Origin of the sequence: Azospirillum thiophilum (assembly GCF_001305595.1) — a bacterium.
In the GTDB taxonomy this organism is placed as follows: domain Bacteria; phylum Pseudomonadota; class Alphaproteobacteria; order Azospirillales; family Azospirillaceae; genus Azospirillum; species Azospirillum thiophilum.
Genome location: NZ_CP012401.1, coordinates 2173792 through 2189683 on the forward strand (window position 1 = coordinate 2173792; position 15892 = coordinate 2189683).

Annotated in this window: 11 protein-coding genes and 1 riboswitch; of the genes, 4 read left to right on the forward strand and 7 right to left on the reverse strand. The window is 68.8% G+C overall.

All coding sequences use genetic code 11. The features are described from left to right. Position 1: 1 nt before the first annotated feature. The gene (locus tag AL072_RS10105) at positions 2–3130 is read right to left on the reverse strand and encodes an efflux RND transporter permease subunit (RefSeq protein WP_045580440.1); all 3129 of its coding nucleotides are present in this window, start codon (positions 3128–3130) and stop codon (positions 2–4) included. Between the two features lie 47 nt (positions 3131–3177). Next, entirely contained in the window at positions 3178–4419 is a 1242-nt protein-coding gene (locus AL072_RS10110; protein WP_045580439.1) for an efflux RND transporter periplasmic adaptor subunit, read from the reverse strand. 330 nt (positions 4420–4749) lie between these two features. On the opposite strand from AL072_RS10110, the gene AL072_RS10115 reads away from it, so the two are divergent. Then, a complete protein-coding gene (locus AL072_RS10115) occupies positions 4750–5826 on the forward strand; it encodes a lytic transglycosylase domain-containing protein (RefSeq protein WP_045582327.1) in 1077 nt (358 codons plus the stop codon). A 448-nt stretch (positions 5827–6274) separates the two neighbouring features. Here AL072_RS10115 and AL072_RS10120 read toward each other — a convergent pair whose 3' ends face one another. Further along, a complete protein-coding gene (locus tag AL072_RS10120) occupies positions 6275–7285 on the reverse strand; it encodes an aldo/keto reductase (protein ID WP_045580438.1) in 1011 nt (336 codons plus the stop codon). Between the two features lie 318 nt (positions 7286–7603). Between AL072_RS10120 and ppk2 the strand changes: the two genes are divergently transcribed. Continuing rightward, entirely contained in the window at positions 7604–8566 is a 963-nt protein-coding gene (ppk2, locus tag AL072_RS10125) for a polyphosphate kinase 2 (protein WP_245636646.1), read from the forward strand. 9 nt (positions 8567–8575) lie between these two features. Here the strand turns inward: ppk2 and AL072_RS10130 are convergent, their stop codons facing one another. Further along, positions 8576–9493, reverse strand: coding sequence for a LysR family transcriptional regulator (locus AL072_RS10130; RefSeq protein WP_245636647.1), 918 nt, complete (start codon positions 9491–9493; stop codon positions 8576–8578). 112 nt (positions 9494–9605) lie between these two features. On the opposite strand from AL072_RS10130, the gene AL072_RS10135 reads away from it, so the two are divergent. After that, positions 9606–10622, forward strand: a complete 1017-nt coding sequence (locus tag AL072_RS10135; protein WP_245636648.1) for an NADP-dependent oxidoreductase — start codon at positions 9606–9608, stop codon at positions 10620–10622. A gap of 84 nt (positions 10623–10706) precedes the next feature. Here the strand turns inward: AL072_RS10135 and AL072_RS10140 are convergent, their stop codons facing one another. Together AL072_RS10140 and AL072_RS10145 are read right to left on the reverse strand one after the other, a co-directional pair. Beyond that, positions 10707–11789, reverse strand: coding sequence for a ribonucleotide-diphosphate reductase subunit beta (locus tag AL072_RS10140; RefSeq protein WP_045580436.1), 1083 nt, complete (start codon positions 11787–11789; stop codon positions 10707–10709). Between the two features lie 55 nt (positions 11790–11844). Beyond that, on the reverse strand, positions 11845–13788 hold the full coding sequence (locus AL072_RS10145) for a ribonucleoside-diphosphate reductase subunit alpha (RefSeq protein WP_045580435.1): 1944 nt from the start codon (positions 13786–13788) through the stop codon (positions 11845–11847). A 109-nt stretch (positions 13789–13897) separates the two neighbouring features. Continuing rightward, positions 13898–14133: riboswitch (cobalamin riboswitch) on the reverse strand. A gap of 231 nt (positions 14134–14364) precedes the next feature. Here AL072_RS10145 and AL072_RS10150 point away from each other — a divergent pair. After that, a complete protein-coding gene (locus tag AL072_RS10150; protein ID WP_245636649.1) occupies positions 14365–14808 on the forward strand; it encodes an acyl-CoA thioesterase in 444 nt (147 codons plus the stop codon). A gap of 64 nt (positions 14809–14872) precedes the next feature. Here the strand turns inward: AL072_RS10150 and AL072_RS10155 are convergent, their stop codons facing one another. Beyond that, a complete protein-coding gene (locus AL072_RS10155) occupies positions 14873–15796 on the reverse strand; it encodes a LysR family transcriptional regulator (protein ID WP_425388544.1) in 924 nt (307 codons plus the stop codon). Positions 15797–15892: the final 96 nt, after the last annotated feature.

The window sequence follows — 15892 nt, forward strand, 5'->3', positions numbered from 1 at the left end:
CTCACTCCGCCGGGTGACGCTGCGCCGCGTCGGGGTCGTCGTGGGCGAACCGGCGCTTCAGCCACCGCGACAGGCCGTCGAGATAGGTCAGCGTCACCGGCACCACCAGCAGTGTCAGGATGGTGGAGGACAGCAGCCCGCCGATCACCGCATGCGCCATGGGCGCGCGCTGCTGCGCGCCCTCGCCGATGCCGAGCGCCAGCGGCACCATGCCGCAGATCATCGCCGCGGTGGTCATCACGATCGGGCGCAGGCGGATGATGCCGGCCTCGACCAGCGCGTCGTTCAGACCGGCGCCGCGGCGCTGCGCCTGGTTGGCGAAATCGACCAGCAGGATGGCGTTCTTGGTCACCAGCCCCATCAGCATGATGAAGCCGATGGCGCTGAAGATGTTCAGCGTCGATCCCGCCACCAGCAGCCCGAGGAAGACGCCGACCAGCGACAGCGGCAGCGACGCCATGATGGCGAGCGGCTGCAGGAAGCTGCCGAACTGGGAGGCGAGGATCAGGTAGATCAGGATCACCGCCAGCGCCAAGGCCTGCATGGCGTAGCCGCTGGTCTCGGCGATGTCCTTGGTCGAGCCGCCGAAGACGATGCGGTAGCCGGGCGGCAGCTCGATCTTCGCCAATGCCGCCTGGAGGTCGCGGCCGCCGTCGCCGGCGGCGCGGCCCTGGACGTTGGCCTGGACATTGACCTCGCGCTGGAGGTCGCGGCGGTTGATCTGCGAGGCGCCGAGCGTCGTCGTCACCTCCGCCACCTGCGACAGCGGGATCATCCGCGGCGTGCCGTCGGCATCGACCCCGCCCGAGAAATGGATGCGGTCGAGGTCGGCCCGCCCGGCCCGGTCGCCTTCCGGCAGGCGGACCAGCACGTCGTAGCTCTCGCCGTCCGGCGCCTTCCAGCTCGACACCGTGTCGCCGGCGAACAGCGGGCGCAGCGTGTCGGCCACCTTGGCGGTGCCGATGCCGAGATCGCTGGCGAGGTCGCGTTCCAGCCGCACCGCCAAGGTCGGCTTGGCCGCCTTCAGCGAGCTGTCGATATCGACGAAGCCGGGGATGGCGCGCATCGCCCCGGTGACCTTCTGCGACAGCCGGTCCAGTTCGGCGATGTCGCGGCCCTGGACCGACACCTGGATCTGCTTCTGCACGCCGCCGACGCCGGGAATGGCGATGCCGACGGTGACGCCGGGGATGGCGGCGAGGCGCTGGCGCAGCAGCGGCGCGAGGTCATTGGGTGAGCGTTTGCGTTGGTCGATCGGGGTGTAGCGCAGATAGACGCTGCCGCGGTTGTGGCCGACCGAGACGCCGGTGTTGACGGTGGCGTAGGTGTAGGCGATCTCCGGGAATTCGCGGATCGCGACCTCCACCTGCCGGACCTTGGCGGCGGTGGCGGCGAGCGAGGAGCCGACCGGCGTCTCCACCTCGACGATCTGCTCGCCGAGGTCGGCGGCGGGCACGAACTCCACGCCGATGCGCGGCACCAGCAGGAAGCTGCCGAGGAAGATCGCCAGCGCCGCCAGCATCACCAGCCAGCGCCGCCGCAGGCCCCAGCGCAGCAGCCGGCCGTAGCCGTGCGACAGGGCGTCGAAGCCGCGCCCGAAGGCCGCGGCGAAGCGGCCGAACACCGAGCTGCCGTGCCTGCCATGTGCCGCCGGGTCGTACCAGATGCTGGACAGCATCGGGTCGAGGGTGAAGGACACGAACAGCGAGATCAGCACCGCCGCCGAGACGGTGATGCCGAATTGCAGGAAGAAGCGGCCGATGATGCCGCCCATGAAGGCGACCGGCAGGAACACCGCGACGATGGTCAGGGTGGTCGCCAGCACCGCCAGCCCGATCTCCGCCGTGCCGTCGAGCGCCGCCTGCCGGTGGCCCTGGCCGCGGGCGAGATGGCGCATGATGTTCTCGCGCACGACGATTGCGTCGTCGATCAGGATGCCGATGGCGAGCGACAGCGCCATCAGCGTCATCATGTTCAAGGTGAAGCCCATCATCGCCAGCATGCCGAAGGTGCCGAGCACGGCGACCGGCAGGGTCAGCGCGGTGATGACCGTGCTGCGCCAGGATCCCAGGAACAGCATCACGATCAGGATGGTCAGGACGCCGCCCTCGACCAGCGTCTTCTGCACGTTGCTCAGCGAGTTGGTGATGCCGCGCGAGCTGTCGCGCACCACCGCCAGCGTCACGTCGGGCGGCAGCGAGCCGTTGGTCCGCAGATCCTGGATGGCGCCGTGCAGCCCGCGCGCGACCTCCACCGTGTTGGCGCCCTGGACCTTGACCACGTCGACCGCCAGCGCCGGGCTGCCGTTCAGCAGGGCGGCGGACTCCTGCTCCTCCTGCCCGTCGATCACCTCGGCGACCTGTCCCAGCCGCACCGGGCTGCCGCCGCGCCGGGCGACGATCAGGTCCAGCAGGTCGCGCGGGTTGCGCACGCGCCCCTCCACCTGCACGACCCGCTCGCGGCCCTGGCCGCTGACGGTGCCGGCGGGGACGTCCTGGTTCTCGTTGGCGATGGTGGCGATGACCTCGTCGACGCCGACGCCCAGCGCCTCCAGCTTTTCCGGCAGCAGCCGGACCAGCACCTGCCGCTTCACCCCGCCGGCGATGGTGGCCTTGCCGACGCCGCGGACATTCTGCAGCCGCTTCAGGACGATCTGGTCGGTCAGCGTGGTGAGATCGCGCAAGCTGCGCAGCTCCGACGTCACCGCGATCGACAGGATCGGCTGGTCGTCGGGGTTGAAGCGGGTGATCTGCGGATCCTTCACCTCGTCGCGGAAGCCGGCACGGATCGCCGACACCTTCTCGCGCACGTCCTGCAGCGCCTGGACGGACGAGGTCTTCAGCTCGAACTCGGCGATCACCACCGACTGCCCCTCGTAGGAGCGCGAGGTCAGCGTCTTGATGCCGGCGATGGTGTTGACCGCATCCTCGACCGGGCGGGTGATGTCGGTTTCCACCGTCTCCGGGCTGGCGCCGGGATAGGCGGTGCTGACCACCACGACCGGGAAATCGACGTCGGGAAACAGGTCGACGCCCAGCCGGTTGTAGGAGAACAGGCCGAGCACCATCAGCGCCACCATCATCATGGTGGCGAAGACCGGGTTGTCGACGCTGATGCGGGTGATCGGCATGGGGGGCTTTTGTCCCGGTCGGGGGCGGAGGGGGCAGGCTGGAGGGGTCAGGAGCCGCTGACGGTGACGGCGCGGCCGGCGGTCAGGCCGGGCAGGTTGCCGGTGACGACGCGCTCGCCGGGCGCCAGACCCTCCACCTGCACCAGGTCGCCGCGCGCCCAGGAGTCCAGCCGGGTCACGGGGCGGCGCAGGGTACGGCCGTCGGCCACCGCCAGCACGAAGTCGCCCCGGTCGTCGTGGCGGATGGCGGCCGGCGGCACGGCGACGGCGTCCCTGGCCTCGGCCACCAGCACCTCGCCGGCGGCGAACATGCCGCCGCGAAGCGCCCCGTCCCGGTTGTCGACCGTCACATAGACGGTGATGGCGCGCGAGCCGGCCCGCGCCATCGGGTTGATGCGGGCGGCGCGGCCGGCGAAGACCCGCTCGCCGAAGCCCTCGACCCGCAGGCTGGCGGTCTGGCCGACGGCGAGCCGCGCCACCTGTCCGGCCGGGACGGTCGCCTCGACCTCCACCTGCGACAGGTCGACGATGGTGAACATGGCGGCATTGACCGCCAGCGTCTCGCCTGGATTGACGGCGCGGGTGGCGACCATGCCGTCGATCGGGCTGAGCACCACCGCGTCGCGCAGCGCCTTGCGCGCCAGATCCACCTGGGCGGCCAGCGCGTCGGCCTGCGCCCGCTGGAAGCCGAAGCTGCTTTCGGCCTGGTCGAGGCTGGTGTCGGAAACGATGTTGCTGCGGTTCAGGGTGCGATTCTTGGCGAGCGTCTTCTCGGCCAGCACCAGCTGGGCGCGGGCGCCTTCCAGGTTGGCCTGCTTCTCGGCAAGGCGGGCGGCGAGCTCCACCGTCTCGAAGCGGGCCAGCAGGTCGCCGCGGCGCACCGCCTGCCCCTCGCGCACCGGCACCTCGGCCAGCCGCGCCGCGACCTCCGCCTTCACCGCCGACTGTTCCATCGGCGTGACGGAGCCGCTGAGCCGCACCGTCTCCGTCAGGGTGCGCAGGACGACCGCCGTCACCTCCGCCGCCGCCAGCTCGACCGGACGGTCGGCGGCGGAGACGGGCGGTGCGGCCGGCGGTGCGGCCGGGCGGCCGGACTGCCACAGCAGGGCCCCCCCGGCAACCAGCGCTGCCAGCAGCAGCCAGACGAGCCAGCGGAACCGCCACCGGCCGGCCGGCGCAGCGGATACCGGTTCAGCCGGCGCAGCCGGCGGCGTCCCGTCCGCAGGGGAGGGGGGCTGCGGCTGCGACGGCGGCATAGCCGGGGGAAGGAGCCGTTGGGGGACGGTCATGGCACTCGATCCAGTCCGGCCGATCCCGCGCGGTTGCGGGCGTGGCCGCGCCCCTCAATTAGGGGTGGGGTGAATGTTCCGTCAAGGTTCCCTTTGTCGCGCTTTGTGACACGGAGCCTCATCCGGTCGGTCACCGAACAATGGCATAGAGGTATTTGCCGAAAATCCTAATTGTCGACTTCACGACAAGGGATCGTCCGGGCATCGGGACGTCATCTTCGGGACAGGCATCAAGAAACGGTCGTGTTGTCGCTTGACAGCCGTGGCCTATACATTGAAAAAGCGATGCATCAATTGTCCCGCCTGCGCCAACAGCACGGAAATCCCCTCGTGGTCAAACGAAGCCTCGCGACGATCCATGTCGCCGGAACGGTGCTGTGTCTGGCGCTCGGTCTGGCCGGCTGCACCGCCGAACCGCCGCAGGTCACGACCGCGCCCTCGGCCGAAACGGCCTATGTGCCCGACCCGAACGATCCGCTGTCGCGCTGGGTGCCGCTGATCCGCGAGGCATCCCAGCGCTACGACATGCCGGAGAAATGGATCCGTGCGGTGATGATGCGCGAGAGCAATGGCCGCGCCACCACCAGCAGCGGCAAGGTGCTGACCAGCTCGGCCGGGGCGATCGGCCTGATGCAGGTGATGCCCGGCACCTACGAACTGATGCGGACGCAGTATGGGCTGGGGTCCAACCCGGCCGACCCGCGCGACAACGTCATGGCCGGCACCGCCTATCTGCGCGAGATGTACGACCTGTTCGGCGCTCCCGGCTTCCTGGCCGCCTACAATTGCGGCCCGGCCTGCTATGCCCAGCATCTGGCCGGGCGCCAGCGGCTGCCGCGCGAGACGAAGCTCTATCTGGCGGCCCTGACCCCGGTTCTGCGCGGATCCTCGCCGCGGGAGGCGTCGCAGGCGGCCGGCTTCGGCGCCATCGAGGTCGCCGTGGTGCCGGACGATGCACCCAAGCCGCGTGGCGGCCAGCCGGCGCCGCAGCGTGCCGAGCCGGCGCCCGTGCCCGCACCCGTGGTCGTCGCCTCGGCCGAAGCGCCGCCGTCCCGCGCGGTCGAGCCGCGGCGGATGGAGCCGCGCCCGGTGGAAGCGCCCCCGGTCCTCGCCGCGGTTCCTCCCCGGATTCCCGTCCTGGCCCCGGTGGCCGTGGCCTCGCTGCCGGAACCGGCGGCCCCCGTCGCCAAGCCGGTCCAGGTCGCCAGCATCGAACCGGCGCCGGCTACCCACCGAGTCAACCCGCAATTCACCACCCAGGTCGCCGAGGCGCTGCTGCCGCCTGAGTCGGTCGGCAAGGGCGAGCGCGTGGTGATGCGCTTCGTTTCGCAGCGCGCCGACGGGTGCGGCAGTCTGGCCGGGCGCGACCGCGCCTGCGTGACGCTGGCGAGCGGGGCGGGGATGTAGGGGACGGGCATGACAGGACGGCGGGGGCCGGCCATTTTCCCATCCGAACATTTTTCGCCTTCTCTCCTTCGGATTTGATCCGTATCACTTACGGCTCGCATCCGCCCTGTCATAAAGATGTGATGGACAGGTCCGCACGCACATCCAGCCCATATCCTCCCTGCGCCTGCTGCGGCGAAGAGGTTCTGCTCGGCGAGCCCATGTACTGGACTCCGGAGAGGCCGGGGCGCGTCTGGCACGATTTGTGCGCCCGCAGGGAAGGGTTGCTGCCGCCCCCGCCCAAGCCGACGCGCGGCAGACGGCGCAGTCCCAGGCCGCCCGCCGCCGAATCGCTGTTCTGAGCCGAATCGCTGTTCTGAAGGGTCCGGCGGCGCGTTCGGAACACCGCGCATGAAGGAAAAGGGCGGTTTCCCGCCCCATTCCGTCCCCAAGTCCGACCGGCCCCCCGTCACTGCCCCGGCAGCGGCGCCTCGGGATGGACGAGCCCGGCCGCGCGCAGCTCCTGCCAGAAGGCGGCGGGCACCGTCTCCTCCAGCGCGGCGCGATCCTCGGCGATGCGGTCCGGCCGGCTGGCACCGGGGATGACCGCGGCGACCGCAGGATTGGCAAGCGCGAACTGGAGCCCGGCGGCCTTCATGCTGATGCCGTGGCGGTCGGCGATCGCCTTGATGCGGGCCACCTTGTCGAGAATCGCCGGGCTGGCGGGCGCATATTCGAAGTTCGGCCCGCCGACCAGCGCGCCCGAGCTGTAGGGGCCGCCCACGACGATGCCGAGGCCGCGCTCGACCACCTTCGGCATGACGCGCTGCAGCGCCCGGCCGTGGTCGAGCAGGGTGTAGCGCCCGGCCAGCAGGAAGCCGTCGGGGCGCGGCCCCTCCAGCTCGAGCAGCAGCTCGATCGGCTCGACCCGGTTGACGCCCAGGCCCCAGGCCTTGATGACGCCCTCGTCGCGCAGCCGGTCGAGCGCCTTGAAGGCGCCGTTGCGCGCGCTTTCGAACATCGCCAGCCACTCGTCGCCATAGAAATCCTGGGCGACGTCATGCACGAAGGCGATGTCGATGCGGTCGGTCTTCAGCCGTTTCAGGCTGTCCTCGATCGAGCGCAGGGTGGCGTCCGCCGAATAATCGTTGACGATCCGGTTGGGGCGGCCGTGGCGGAACACGTCGCCCTTCTCGCCCTGGTCGCGGGCGCTTGCATCCTCGACCTCGTCGAGGATGACGCGGCCGACCTTGGTGCTGATGACATACTCTCCGCGCGGACGGCCGGCGAGCGCCTCGCCCATGCGGAGCTCGGCGAGGCCGGCGCCGTAGAAGGGTGCGTTGTCGAAATAGCGGATGCCGTCGTTCCAGGCCGCTTCGACCGTCGCGAGCGCCTCGTCCTCGGGGATGGCGCGGAACATGTTGCCGAGCGGCGCGGCGCCGAAGCCAAGCTTGCCGGGCAGGATTTCCTTGATTGCCATGGTTTCTTCCTTTGGTGGGGTTGGGGGGGCGGCTGATCGGGATCGGCCGACCCGGACCGGATCGGGCGCCGGTGCGCTCCGCTCGGCGAGATCGGCGATGCGGGCGGGACAGTCCCGGAAATGGGCCGTCTCGCGGTGGGCGGCAACGGCCGCGGCATCGACAGGGAGCTTGTCGGGCACATGACGACACCGGCCCGGCCGATGATGTCCTGCGTATTTCGTCGCAGTGCCCGCACAGGTGGTTGCTTGAGGTGCCTGCTTCTCCTAGCGTTGGACGGTTGGGGAAACGACATAACGACAGGCAAGGGGGGCACCGCGATGGATGAGGGCGAGACGGTCGGCGGCGGCGAAGCGCAGGACAAGCCGAGGAAGAAGCGGAAGGCGCCGAAGCTGAAGGATCTCGGCCTCGGGGTGCCGGCGACCGGCGGCGAGGTGTTGCGCGACGCCAAGGAGAACGCGGCCATCGAGGCCCATTGGAGCGATCTGGCCGGCACCAGGCCGCCGAAGGGTGGTGGCAAGCTCAAATATGTCGACGAGCTGGCCCGGCTGCAGTTCGAGCTGATCAAGCTGCAGGAATGGGTGCGGCTCAACGGGCTGAAGGTCTGCGTGCTGTTCGAGGGGCGCGACGCCGCCGGCAAGGGCGGCGTCATCAAGCGCATCACCGAAAGCCTCAACCCCCGCGTCTGCCGGGTCGTGGCGCTCGGAACCCCGACCGAGAAGGAGCGCGGGCAATGGTATTTCCAGCGCTATGTGGCGCAGCTTCCCGCCAAGGGCGAGATCGTGCTGTTCGACCGGAGCTGGTACAACCGTGCCGGCGTCGAGCGGGTCATGGGATTCTGCACCGACCAGGAGTATCACGACTTCCTGCGCGCCTGCCCGGTGTTCGAGGAGATGCTGGTGCGCTCCGGCATCATCCTGGTCAAATACTGGTTCTCGGTCAGTGACGACGAGCAGGAGAAGCGCTTCACCGAGCGCATGCGCAATCCGATCAAGCGCTGGAAGCTCAGCCCGATGGATCTCGAATCCCGCAAGCACTGGGTCGAGTATTCCAAGGCCAAGGACGTCATGCTGGAGCACACCGACAAGAAGCTGACGCCGTGGTACATCGTCGACGCCGACAACAAGAAGAAGGCGCGGCTGAACTGCATCCATCATCTGCTCCAGCGGATCCCCTACCAGGACATCGCGCCGGTGGAGCTGGAATTGCCGCCGCGGCAGGGCGACGACGGCTATGTCCGGCCGAAGAAGTCGAAGCAGAACTGGGTCGAAGAGGTGTATTGAGGGGCCGCCTCAGCGCGATGCTGCCGTCATCCGCTCCTGGAAGACCTCCTGCAACTGCGTGAGGAAGGCGCGGACGGCAGGATTGGCACGGCGGCTTTCGGGCCACAGCGCGGTGATATTGTGCCGTTCGACGGCGAACTCCGTCAGGATCGGCACCAGCTCGCCCCGCGCAACATGGGGTGCCACGACGAAGTTCGCGGCGACGCCGATGCCGCCGCCGGCCACGAGCATGGCGACGACCGCGTCGCTCACATCGGCGGCGACGCCGGACGGCGGCAGGATCTCGATCTCGCGGCCGCCGATCCGGAACGGCCAGCGGAACGGCTGGCCAGTGCTCTGGTAGCGCAGGCTGACCGTGTCGTGCCCCTCCAGCTCGTCCGGATGTCCCGGCGTGCCCCGCGCGGCGAGATAGGCCGGCGACGCATAGGCGCACAGCCGGTGGGGAGCCAGCCGGCGCGACAGCAGGCCTGAGTCCGGCAGGTCGCCGATGCGGACGGCGACATCGATGCCCTCTTCGACGATGTCGATCATCCGGTCGTTCAGCCGCAGATCGACGGTCACGGCGGGATGGAGCTTGCGGAAGGCCGGCAGCGCCGGTGCGATCACATGAACGCCGATGGGCAGCGACGCCGCGATCCGCAGGGTGCCCGACGGCTCGGACCGTGCCGTCCTCGCCGCCTGCTCGATGTCCTCGGCATCGCGCAGCAGCCTGAGCGCGCGTTCATGCAGGTCGCGCCCCTCCGCCGTCAGCGTCAGCGCGCGTGTCGTCCGCGTGAACAGCGAGACGCCGAGATGCCGCTCGAGCCGCTGCACGCTCCGGCTCACCGCCGAGGGCGAGATCGCGAGCGACCGCGCGGCGGCGGTATAGCTTCCCAGCGAGCCGGCACGGGCGAAGGCGATCAGGCCGGTCAGCCGTTCGAATGCCATCTGTTCCTTCATGACATCAGTGAAGCAACATCAGCGCCCATTATCAACCCTGCGGCAGCGGATTACATGGCTGTGCGAACGATGGTTCCAACAACAGCCCTGCGAGGTCAGAGTGAGCGACACCATGAAGGCGATCCGCCAGCACGCATTCGGCGGCCCCGAGATGCTGGTCTGGGAGGATGCTCCCAAGCCGGAAGCGAAGGCGGGCGAGGTGCTGGTCCGCGTCCACGCGGTCGGCATCAATCCCCCCGACTGGTACCTGCGCGACGGATACAGGGCGCTGCCGCCCGACTGGCGGCCGCAGGTCTCGTTCCCGCTGATCCTCGGCACCGACATTTCGGGCGTCGTCGAGGCGGTCGGCGGCGACGTCGAGGGCTTCGCGGTCGGTGACGAGGTCTATGCGATGGTCCGCTTTCCCGGCGATCTCGCAGGCGGAAGCAAGGCCTATGCGGAGTATGTCAGCGTCCCGGCGTCGGACCTCGCAGTGAAGCCGGCCGGCATCGACCATGTGCAGGCGGCGGGGGCGCCGATGTCGGTGCTGACCGCCTGGCAATTCCTGGTCGAGCTGGGCCACGGCGAGCCGAACCCGTTCCAGCCGGACCCGCACCGGCCGGTGCCGCTCGACGGCAGGACGGTCCTCGTCAACGGCGCCGCGGGCGGCGTCGGCCATCTGGCGGTCCAACTGGCGAAGTGGAAGGGCGCGCGGGTGATCGCGGTCGCCTCGGGACGGCATGGGGCGCTGCTGCGCGAGCTCGGCGCCGACGAGGTCATCGACTATACCAGCTCCGCCCCCGAGGAGATTGCGCGCGACCTCGATCTCGTCGTCGATGCCGTCGGCGGCGCTCCGGCGGCGCGCTTCCTGCGCACGCTGAAGCGCGGCGGCGCGCTGTTCCCGGTCTATCCGCTGGGCTTCGCCGGTGCCGGGGAGGCTGCGGCGCTGGGCGTCACCGTGTCGACGGCGCAGGTGCGTTCCAGCGGGGCGCAGCTTCGGGAGATCGCCCCGCTGCTGAGCGACGGGACGATCCGGGTGGCCATCGACAGCACATTCCCGCTGGCCGATGCCGCCAAGGCGCATGAGCGCGCGGCCCGGGGGCATATCCAGGGAAAGATCGTGCTGACCGCCGGGTGAGCCGGCAGGCGATGCCTGCTTGACCACCGGTTGCGCCACCGGTTGCGCAACCGGCGCCGTGGCCTCCGCCCGGATCGGCCCGGTTCAGCGCGTGGCCGTCCGCAGCCGGTCGAAGCTGGCCCACACGCCGTCGGTCCCGTCCCATTGGCCGCTGGTGGCGCCCTTGGAATATTCGGTGGCGCGCTGCTCGAAGAAGTTGGCGTGCTCGACCCCGTTCAGGATCTCCACCAGCCAGGGCAGCGGGTGCGGCTTGACCGGCTCGTAGCCGCCGTCGACCGGCTTGAAATAGCCGTAGAGCGTCGGCAGCCGGAGCTGGGTCAGCCGCCAGTCGGCGACGTAGTGGACATAGGCGCGGATGTCCTCGGGCGTCATCCCCTCCACCGCGCCCAGGCCGAAGGCCAGCTCGATGAAGCGCTCCTCCAGCCCGACCATGGTGCGGCAGACGTCCAGGATGTCGTCGCGCACCGAAGGCGTCATCGCGCCGGTCTCGCGGTTCCATTCGTGGAACAGCCGGATGATGCCTTCGCAATGCAGGCTCTCGTCGCGCACCGACCAGGTGACGATCTGGCCCATCCCCTTCATCTTGTTGTGGCGCGGGAAGTTCAGCAGCATGGCGAAGCTGGCGAACAGCGCCATGCCCTCGGTGAAGGCGCCGAACATCGCCAGCGTGCGCGACACGTCGGCCACCGTGCCGACCCCGAAGCTGTGCATGTAGTCGGCCTTGTCGCGCATCTCCGAGTAATCGCGGAAGGCGGCGAACTCGGTCTGCGGCATGCCGATGGTGGTCAGCAGCAGGGCGTAGGCGTCGATGTGGACCGTCTCCATGTTGGTGAAGGCGGCCATCATCATCTGCACTTCCAGCGGCTGGAAGATCGGCATGTAGCGCTTGAGATAGTTGTCGCTGACCTCGACGTCGCTCTGGGTGAAGAAGCGGAAGATCTGGGTCAGCAGGTTGCGCTCGCCGTCGGTGACGCGTTCGGAGGTCCAGTCCTTGATGTCCTCGCCGAGCGGCACCTCCTCGCCCATCCAATGGACCTGCTGCTGCTTCTTCCAGTAGGCGTAGGCCCAGGGGTAGCGGTCGACGTTGTAGGCGGCCGAGCCCTGCAGCAGCCCGACGCGGCCGGTGCCGATCAGGCTGACGGGATCGAGGTGGAGAAGCGAGGTCATGGGGCGGGGATCCGTGATGGCGACGGGGAAGGCGGGCGGACCGAAGCGGGACGGCTCACTGGCAGGCGAGGCATTCCTCGTAGTCGGTGCGCGGCACCTGCAGGTCCGCCTTGTCCGCCGCGCGCTCCTTGCCGGCGAAGGCGGCGCGCTGCACCGATTTGGAGCGGCAGTAGTAGAGGCTCTTCAACCCCTTCTCCCAGGCGGTCCAGTGCAGCATGTGCAGGTCCCACTTGTCGATGTCGCCCGGCAGATAGAGGTTGATCGACTGGCTCTGGCAGATGAAGGGGGTGCGGTCGGCGGCGAACTCGACGATCCAGCGCTGGTCGATCTCGAAGGCGGTGCGGAAGACCGCCTTCTCGTCGTCATCGAGGATGTCGAGATGCTGGACCGAGCCCTCATGCTCGATGATCGACTGCCAGATCTCGGGCCGGTCGGCGCCCTTGGCGGCCAGCAGCCGTTCCAGATGGGGGTTGCGCACCGGCATCGAGCCCGACAGCGTCTTGTGGGTGTAGATGTTGGCCGGGATCGGCTCGATGCAGGCGCTGGCCCCGCCGCAGATGATGCTGATCGAGGCGGTCGGCGCGATCGCCAGCTTGTGGCTGAAGCGCACCATCATGTTGCGCTCGGCGGCGTCGGGGCAGGGGCCGCGCTCGTGGGCCAGCAGAACCGAGGCGGCATCGGCGTCGCGGCGCAGCTTGCGGAAGAAGCGCAGGTTCCACGCCTTGGCCACCGCGCTTTCGAACGGCACGCCCCTAGCCTGGAGGAAGGAGTGGAAGCCCATCACCCCCAAGCCCACCGAGCGTTCGCGCATCGCCGAGTAGACGGCGTTCTCCATCCCCTCCGGCGCCTCTGCGATGAAGCGGGTCAGCACATTGTCGAGGAAGCGCAGAACGTCCTCGACCAGCCCCTCCTCGCGGTTCCACTCGTCCCAGGTCTCCAGGTTCATCGAGGCGAGGCAGCACACCGCCGTGCGGTCGTTGTCCAGATGGTCCTTGCCGGTCGCCAGCGTGATCTCGCTGCACAGGTTGGAGGTGGAGACGCGCAGGCCGAGGTCGCGCTGGTGCTTGGGAAGCGCCCGGTTCACCGTGTCGCCGAACAGCAGGTACGGCTCGCCGGTCTGCATGCGGGCCTCCAGGATCTTCTGCCAGACCTGGCGCGCGTTGGCATGCTTCAGGACGGCGCCGCTCTTGGGGCTGACCAGCGGGAAGGGCTTGTCGTCGCGCACCGCCTCCATGAAGGCGTCGGTGATGACGACGGCATGGTGCAGGTTGAGGCTCTTGCGGTTGAAGTCGCCCGAGGATTTGCGGATCTCCAGGAACTCCTCGATCTCCGGATGGTGGATGTCGAGATAGACGGCGGCCGAGCCGCGCCGCAGCGAGCCCTGGCTGATCGCCAGCGTCAGGCTGTCCATCACACGGATGAAGGGGATGATGCCCGATGTGCTGCCGTTGCCCTTGACCGCTTCGCCGATGGACCGCACGCCGCCCCAATAGGTGCCGATGCCGCCGCCGTTGGACGCCAGCCGGACATTCTCGTTCCAGACGTCGACGATGCCGTCGAGCGAATCCGGCACGGCGTTGAGGAAGCAGGAGATCGGCAGCCCGCGCGTGGTGCCGCCGTTGCTGAGGATCGGCGTCGCCGGCATGAACCACAGGCGGGAGATGGCGTCGTAGAGCCGCTGGGCATGGGCGGCATCGTCGGCATAGGCGGCGGCGACGCGGGCGAACAGATCCTGGTAGCTCTCGCCCGGCAGCAGGTAGCGGTCGTCCAGCGTCGCCTTGCCGAAGGCGGTCAGCAGGGCGTCGCGGCCGCGGTCGATGCGGATGACGGAGGGATTGGGCGGCGTCCAGCTCTGCACCGGCGCGCGGTTGACGCCGTGCCGGTCGTCCAGGCGATCCGGTGCCCGTCGGGGCAGCGTCAGCAGGTTCCCGTGACGGTCGAAACCGCTGGCGAGCTGCTGGACGAGCTCCTGGGCAAAGTCTGGGGCGTGGGCCGGCATCCGTGATCCCTTGTTCTTGTGCGGCGGGACGGCACGACGGCACGGCATGCAGGCACCGGGCGAAAGCGCCACGGGCGAACACGCGCACCACCGGGTCACCCCGCCCGTGGACGTTCATCTGGTTACGGCAGGTCTCCTGGCTCGCGGGTCATCGCGGCTTCGTCCGGCCTTCCCGGTGCGGCCCCTGAAAATCAGGTTGGCACCAGTGACGCTGAAACGACGAAACCGCTCTCCGCTCACAGTTGCGGGGGCAGCGCCGGCCTGACCGCATTCACGCGGCGGCACCGGCTTCCCTCTTAGCCCCGTATCTTGTCGGACACGAGGACCGTAACGCTAGATACGGTAGGGCTTGGCCGTGCGGGCGTCAAGCGCTTCCCTCTGGGGCGGCAGGGTGACCGCCTGTGGCGGCAAACGCAATTGCCGTCTATGCCGACGCCGTTCTTTTGCAAGATTAACCAATTTGCAGAGTACCCTTTGCCGATTTCGACTTTTTCACCAATAGACCATGAGTTAATCATGCACATACTCCAATCACCAAAGGATCTCGCCAATCTATGAATACGAGTGGAAAAAGAAATGGACAGCGCCCATGCCGCCGAGAAGCGCCGGCTTTCCTTTCCTGATGGGCAGGAAACCCGCTTCCTCGAAATGATATTCCCCGAGCAGGCCAACCATTACGGCACGCTGTTCGGTGGCACCGCCCTCGACTTGATGGGGAAGGCCGCCTTCATCGCGGCCAGCCGCGCCGCCCGTCATGCCGTCGTCATGGCCTCGTCCGAGAAGGTCACCTTCCACAGCCCCGTGGCGGTCGGCCAACTGGCGGAGCTGGTCAGCCGGGTCGAACGGGTCGGGCGGAGCTCCATGACCGTCCACGTCTCCCTCACCGCGGAGGTGCTGGCCACCGGGGAACGCCGGCTGGCAGCCGAGGGGTGGTTCGTCATGGTTGCCGTCGACGACCGGGGGAGGCCGGTCCCGGCCATGACCTTTCAGAGCGTTCAACGCGACACCTCGCAGGGCTGAGATCTGCGCGAAGCGCGCCGAGCGCCGGAGCGGGCATTGCCCGGCAGGGGCCGGCCGTGACCGATCAGGCGGCGGCCCCGTTGCGGTGGGCCAGCGCCAGATCGATGAATCCGCGCAGATAGTCGATCTCGGCGTCCGCCTCGCGGAAGCCCAGGAAGATCTGCTTGGCGACGCCGTCCCGCCCCAGCCGCACCGGGCTCACGTCGAACCTGGCGCTCTGTTCCTCGACCAGCCAGCGGGGCAGGGCGGCGACGCCGCGGCCGTGCGCCACCATCAGCAGCATGATGTCTGTCGTCTCGATCGGCTTGTGCTGCCGCGGGCTGATCCCGGCCGGCATGAGGAACCGGGTGTAGATGTCGAGGCGGTCGGTCGCCACCGGGTAGGTGATCAGGATCTCCTCGGTGAGCTGCCGCGGTTCGACGAAGGCGGCGTCGCGCAGCCGGTGCTTTGGGCCGACCACCAGAACCTGCTCGTAGTCGAACACCGGTTCGAAGCGCAGCCCGGGCTTGAACAACGGGTCCGGCGTGACCAGCATGTCGATCTCGTGGCCGAACAGCGCGCCGATGCCGCCGAACTGGAACTTCTGCCGGATGTCCATGTCCACCTTCGGCCAGGCATCGACATAGGGTGCCACGATCTTCAGCAGCCATTGATAGCAGGGGTGGCATTCCATCCCGATGCGCAGGGTTCCCCGCTCCCCCTGGGCGAACTGCTGGAGCCGTTCCTCGGCGTGGGACAATTGCGGCAGCAGGCGGTTGGCGACCGCCAGCAGCCATTCCCCGGCCTGGGTCGGCCGCAGGCTGCGGCCCTCGCGGTGCCAGACCTCCACCCCGATCTGATCCTCCAGCTTGCGGATGCTGTGGCTCAGCGCCGATTGGGTCAGATTCAGCTGGGTCGCCGCCGCCGTCAGCGAGCCGTGACGGTCGACCTCGCGGATGATCGCCAGATGGATGCGCTCCAGGATCGCCATGCCGACGGCCTCATGCATGAGTGAATTTCATCGAACGATGAATTCATACCATTTTTTCTCATGAAACAAACTCCCTATGGTCGACGCCGATCCCTCCTTATCAAGGCGAGCCCC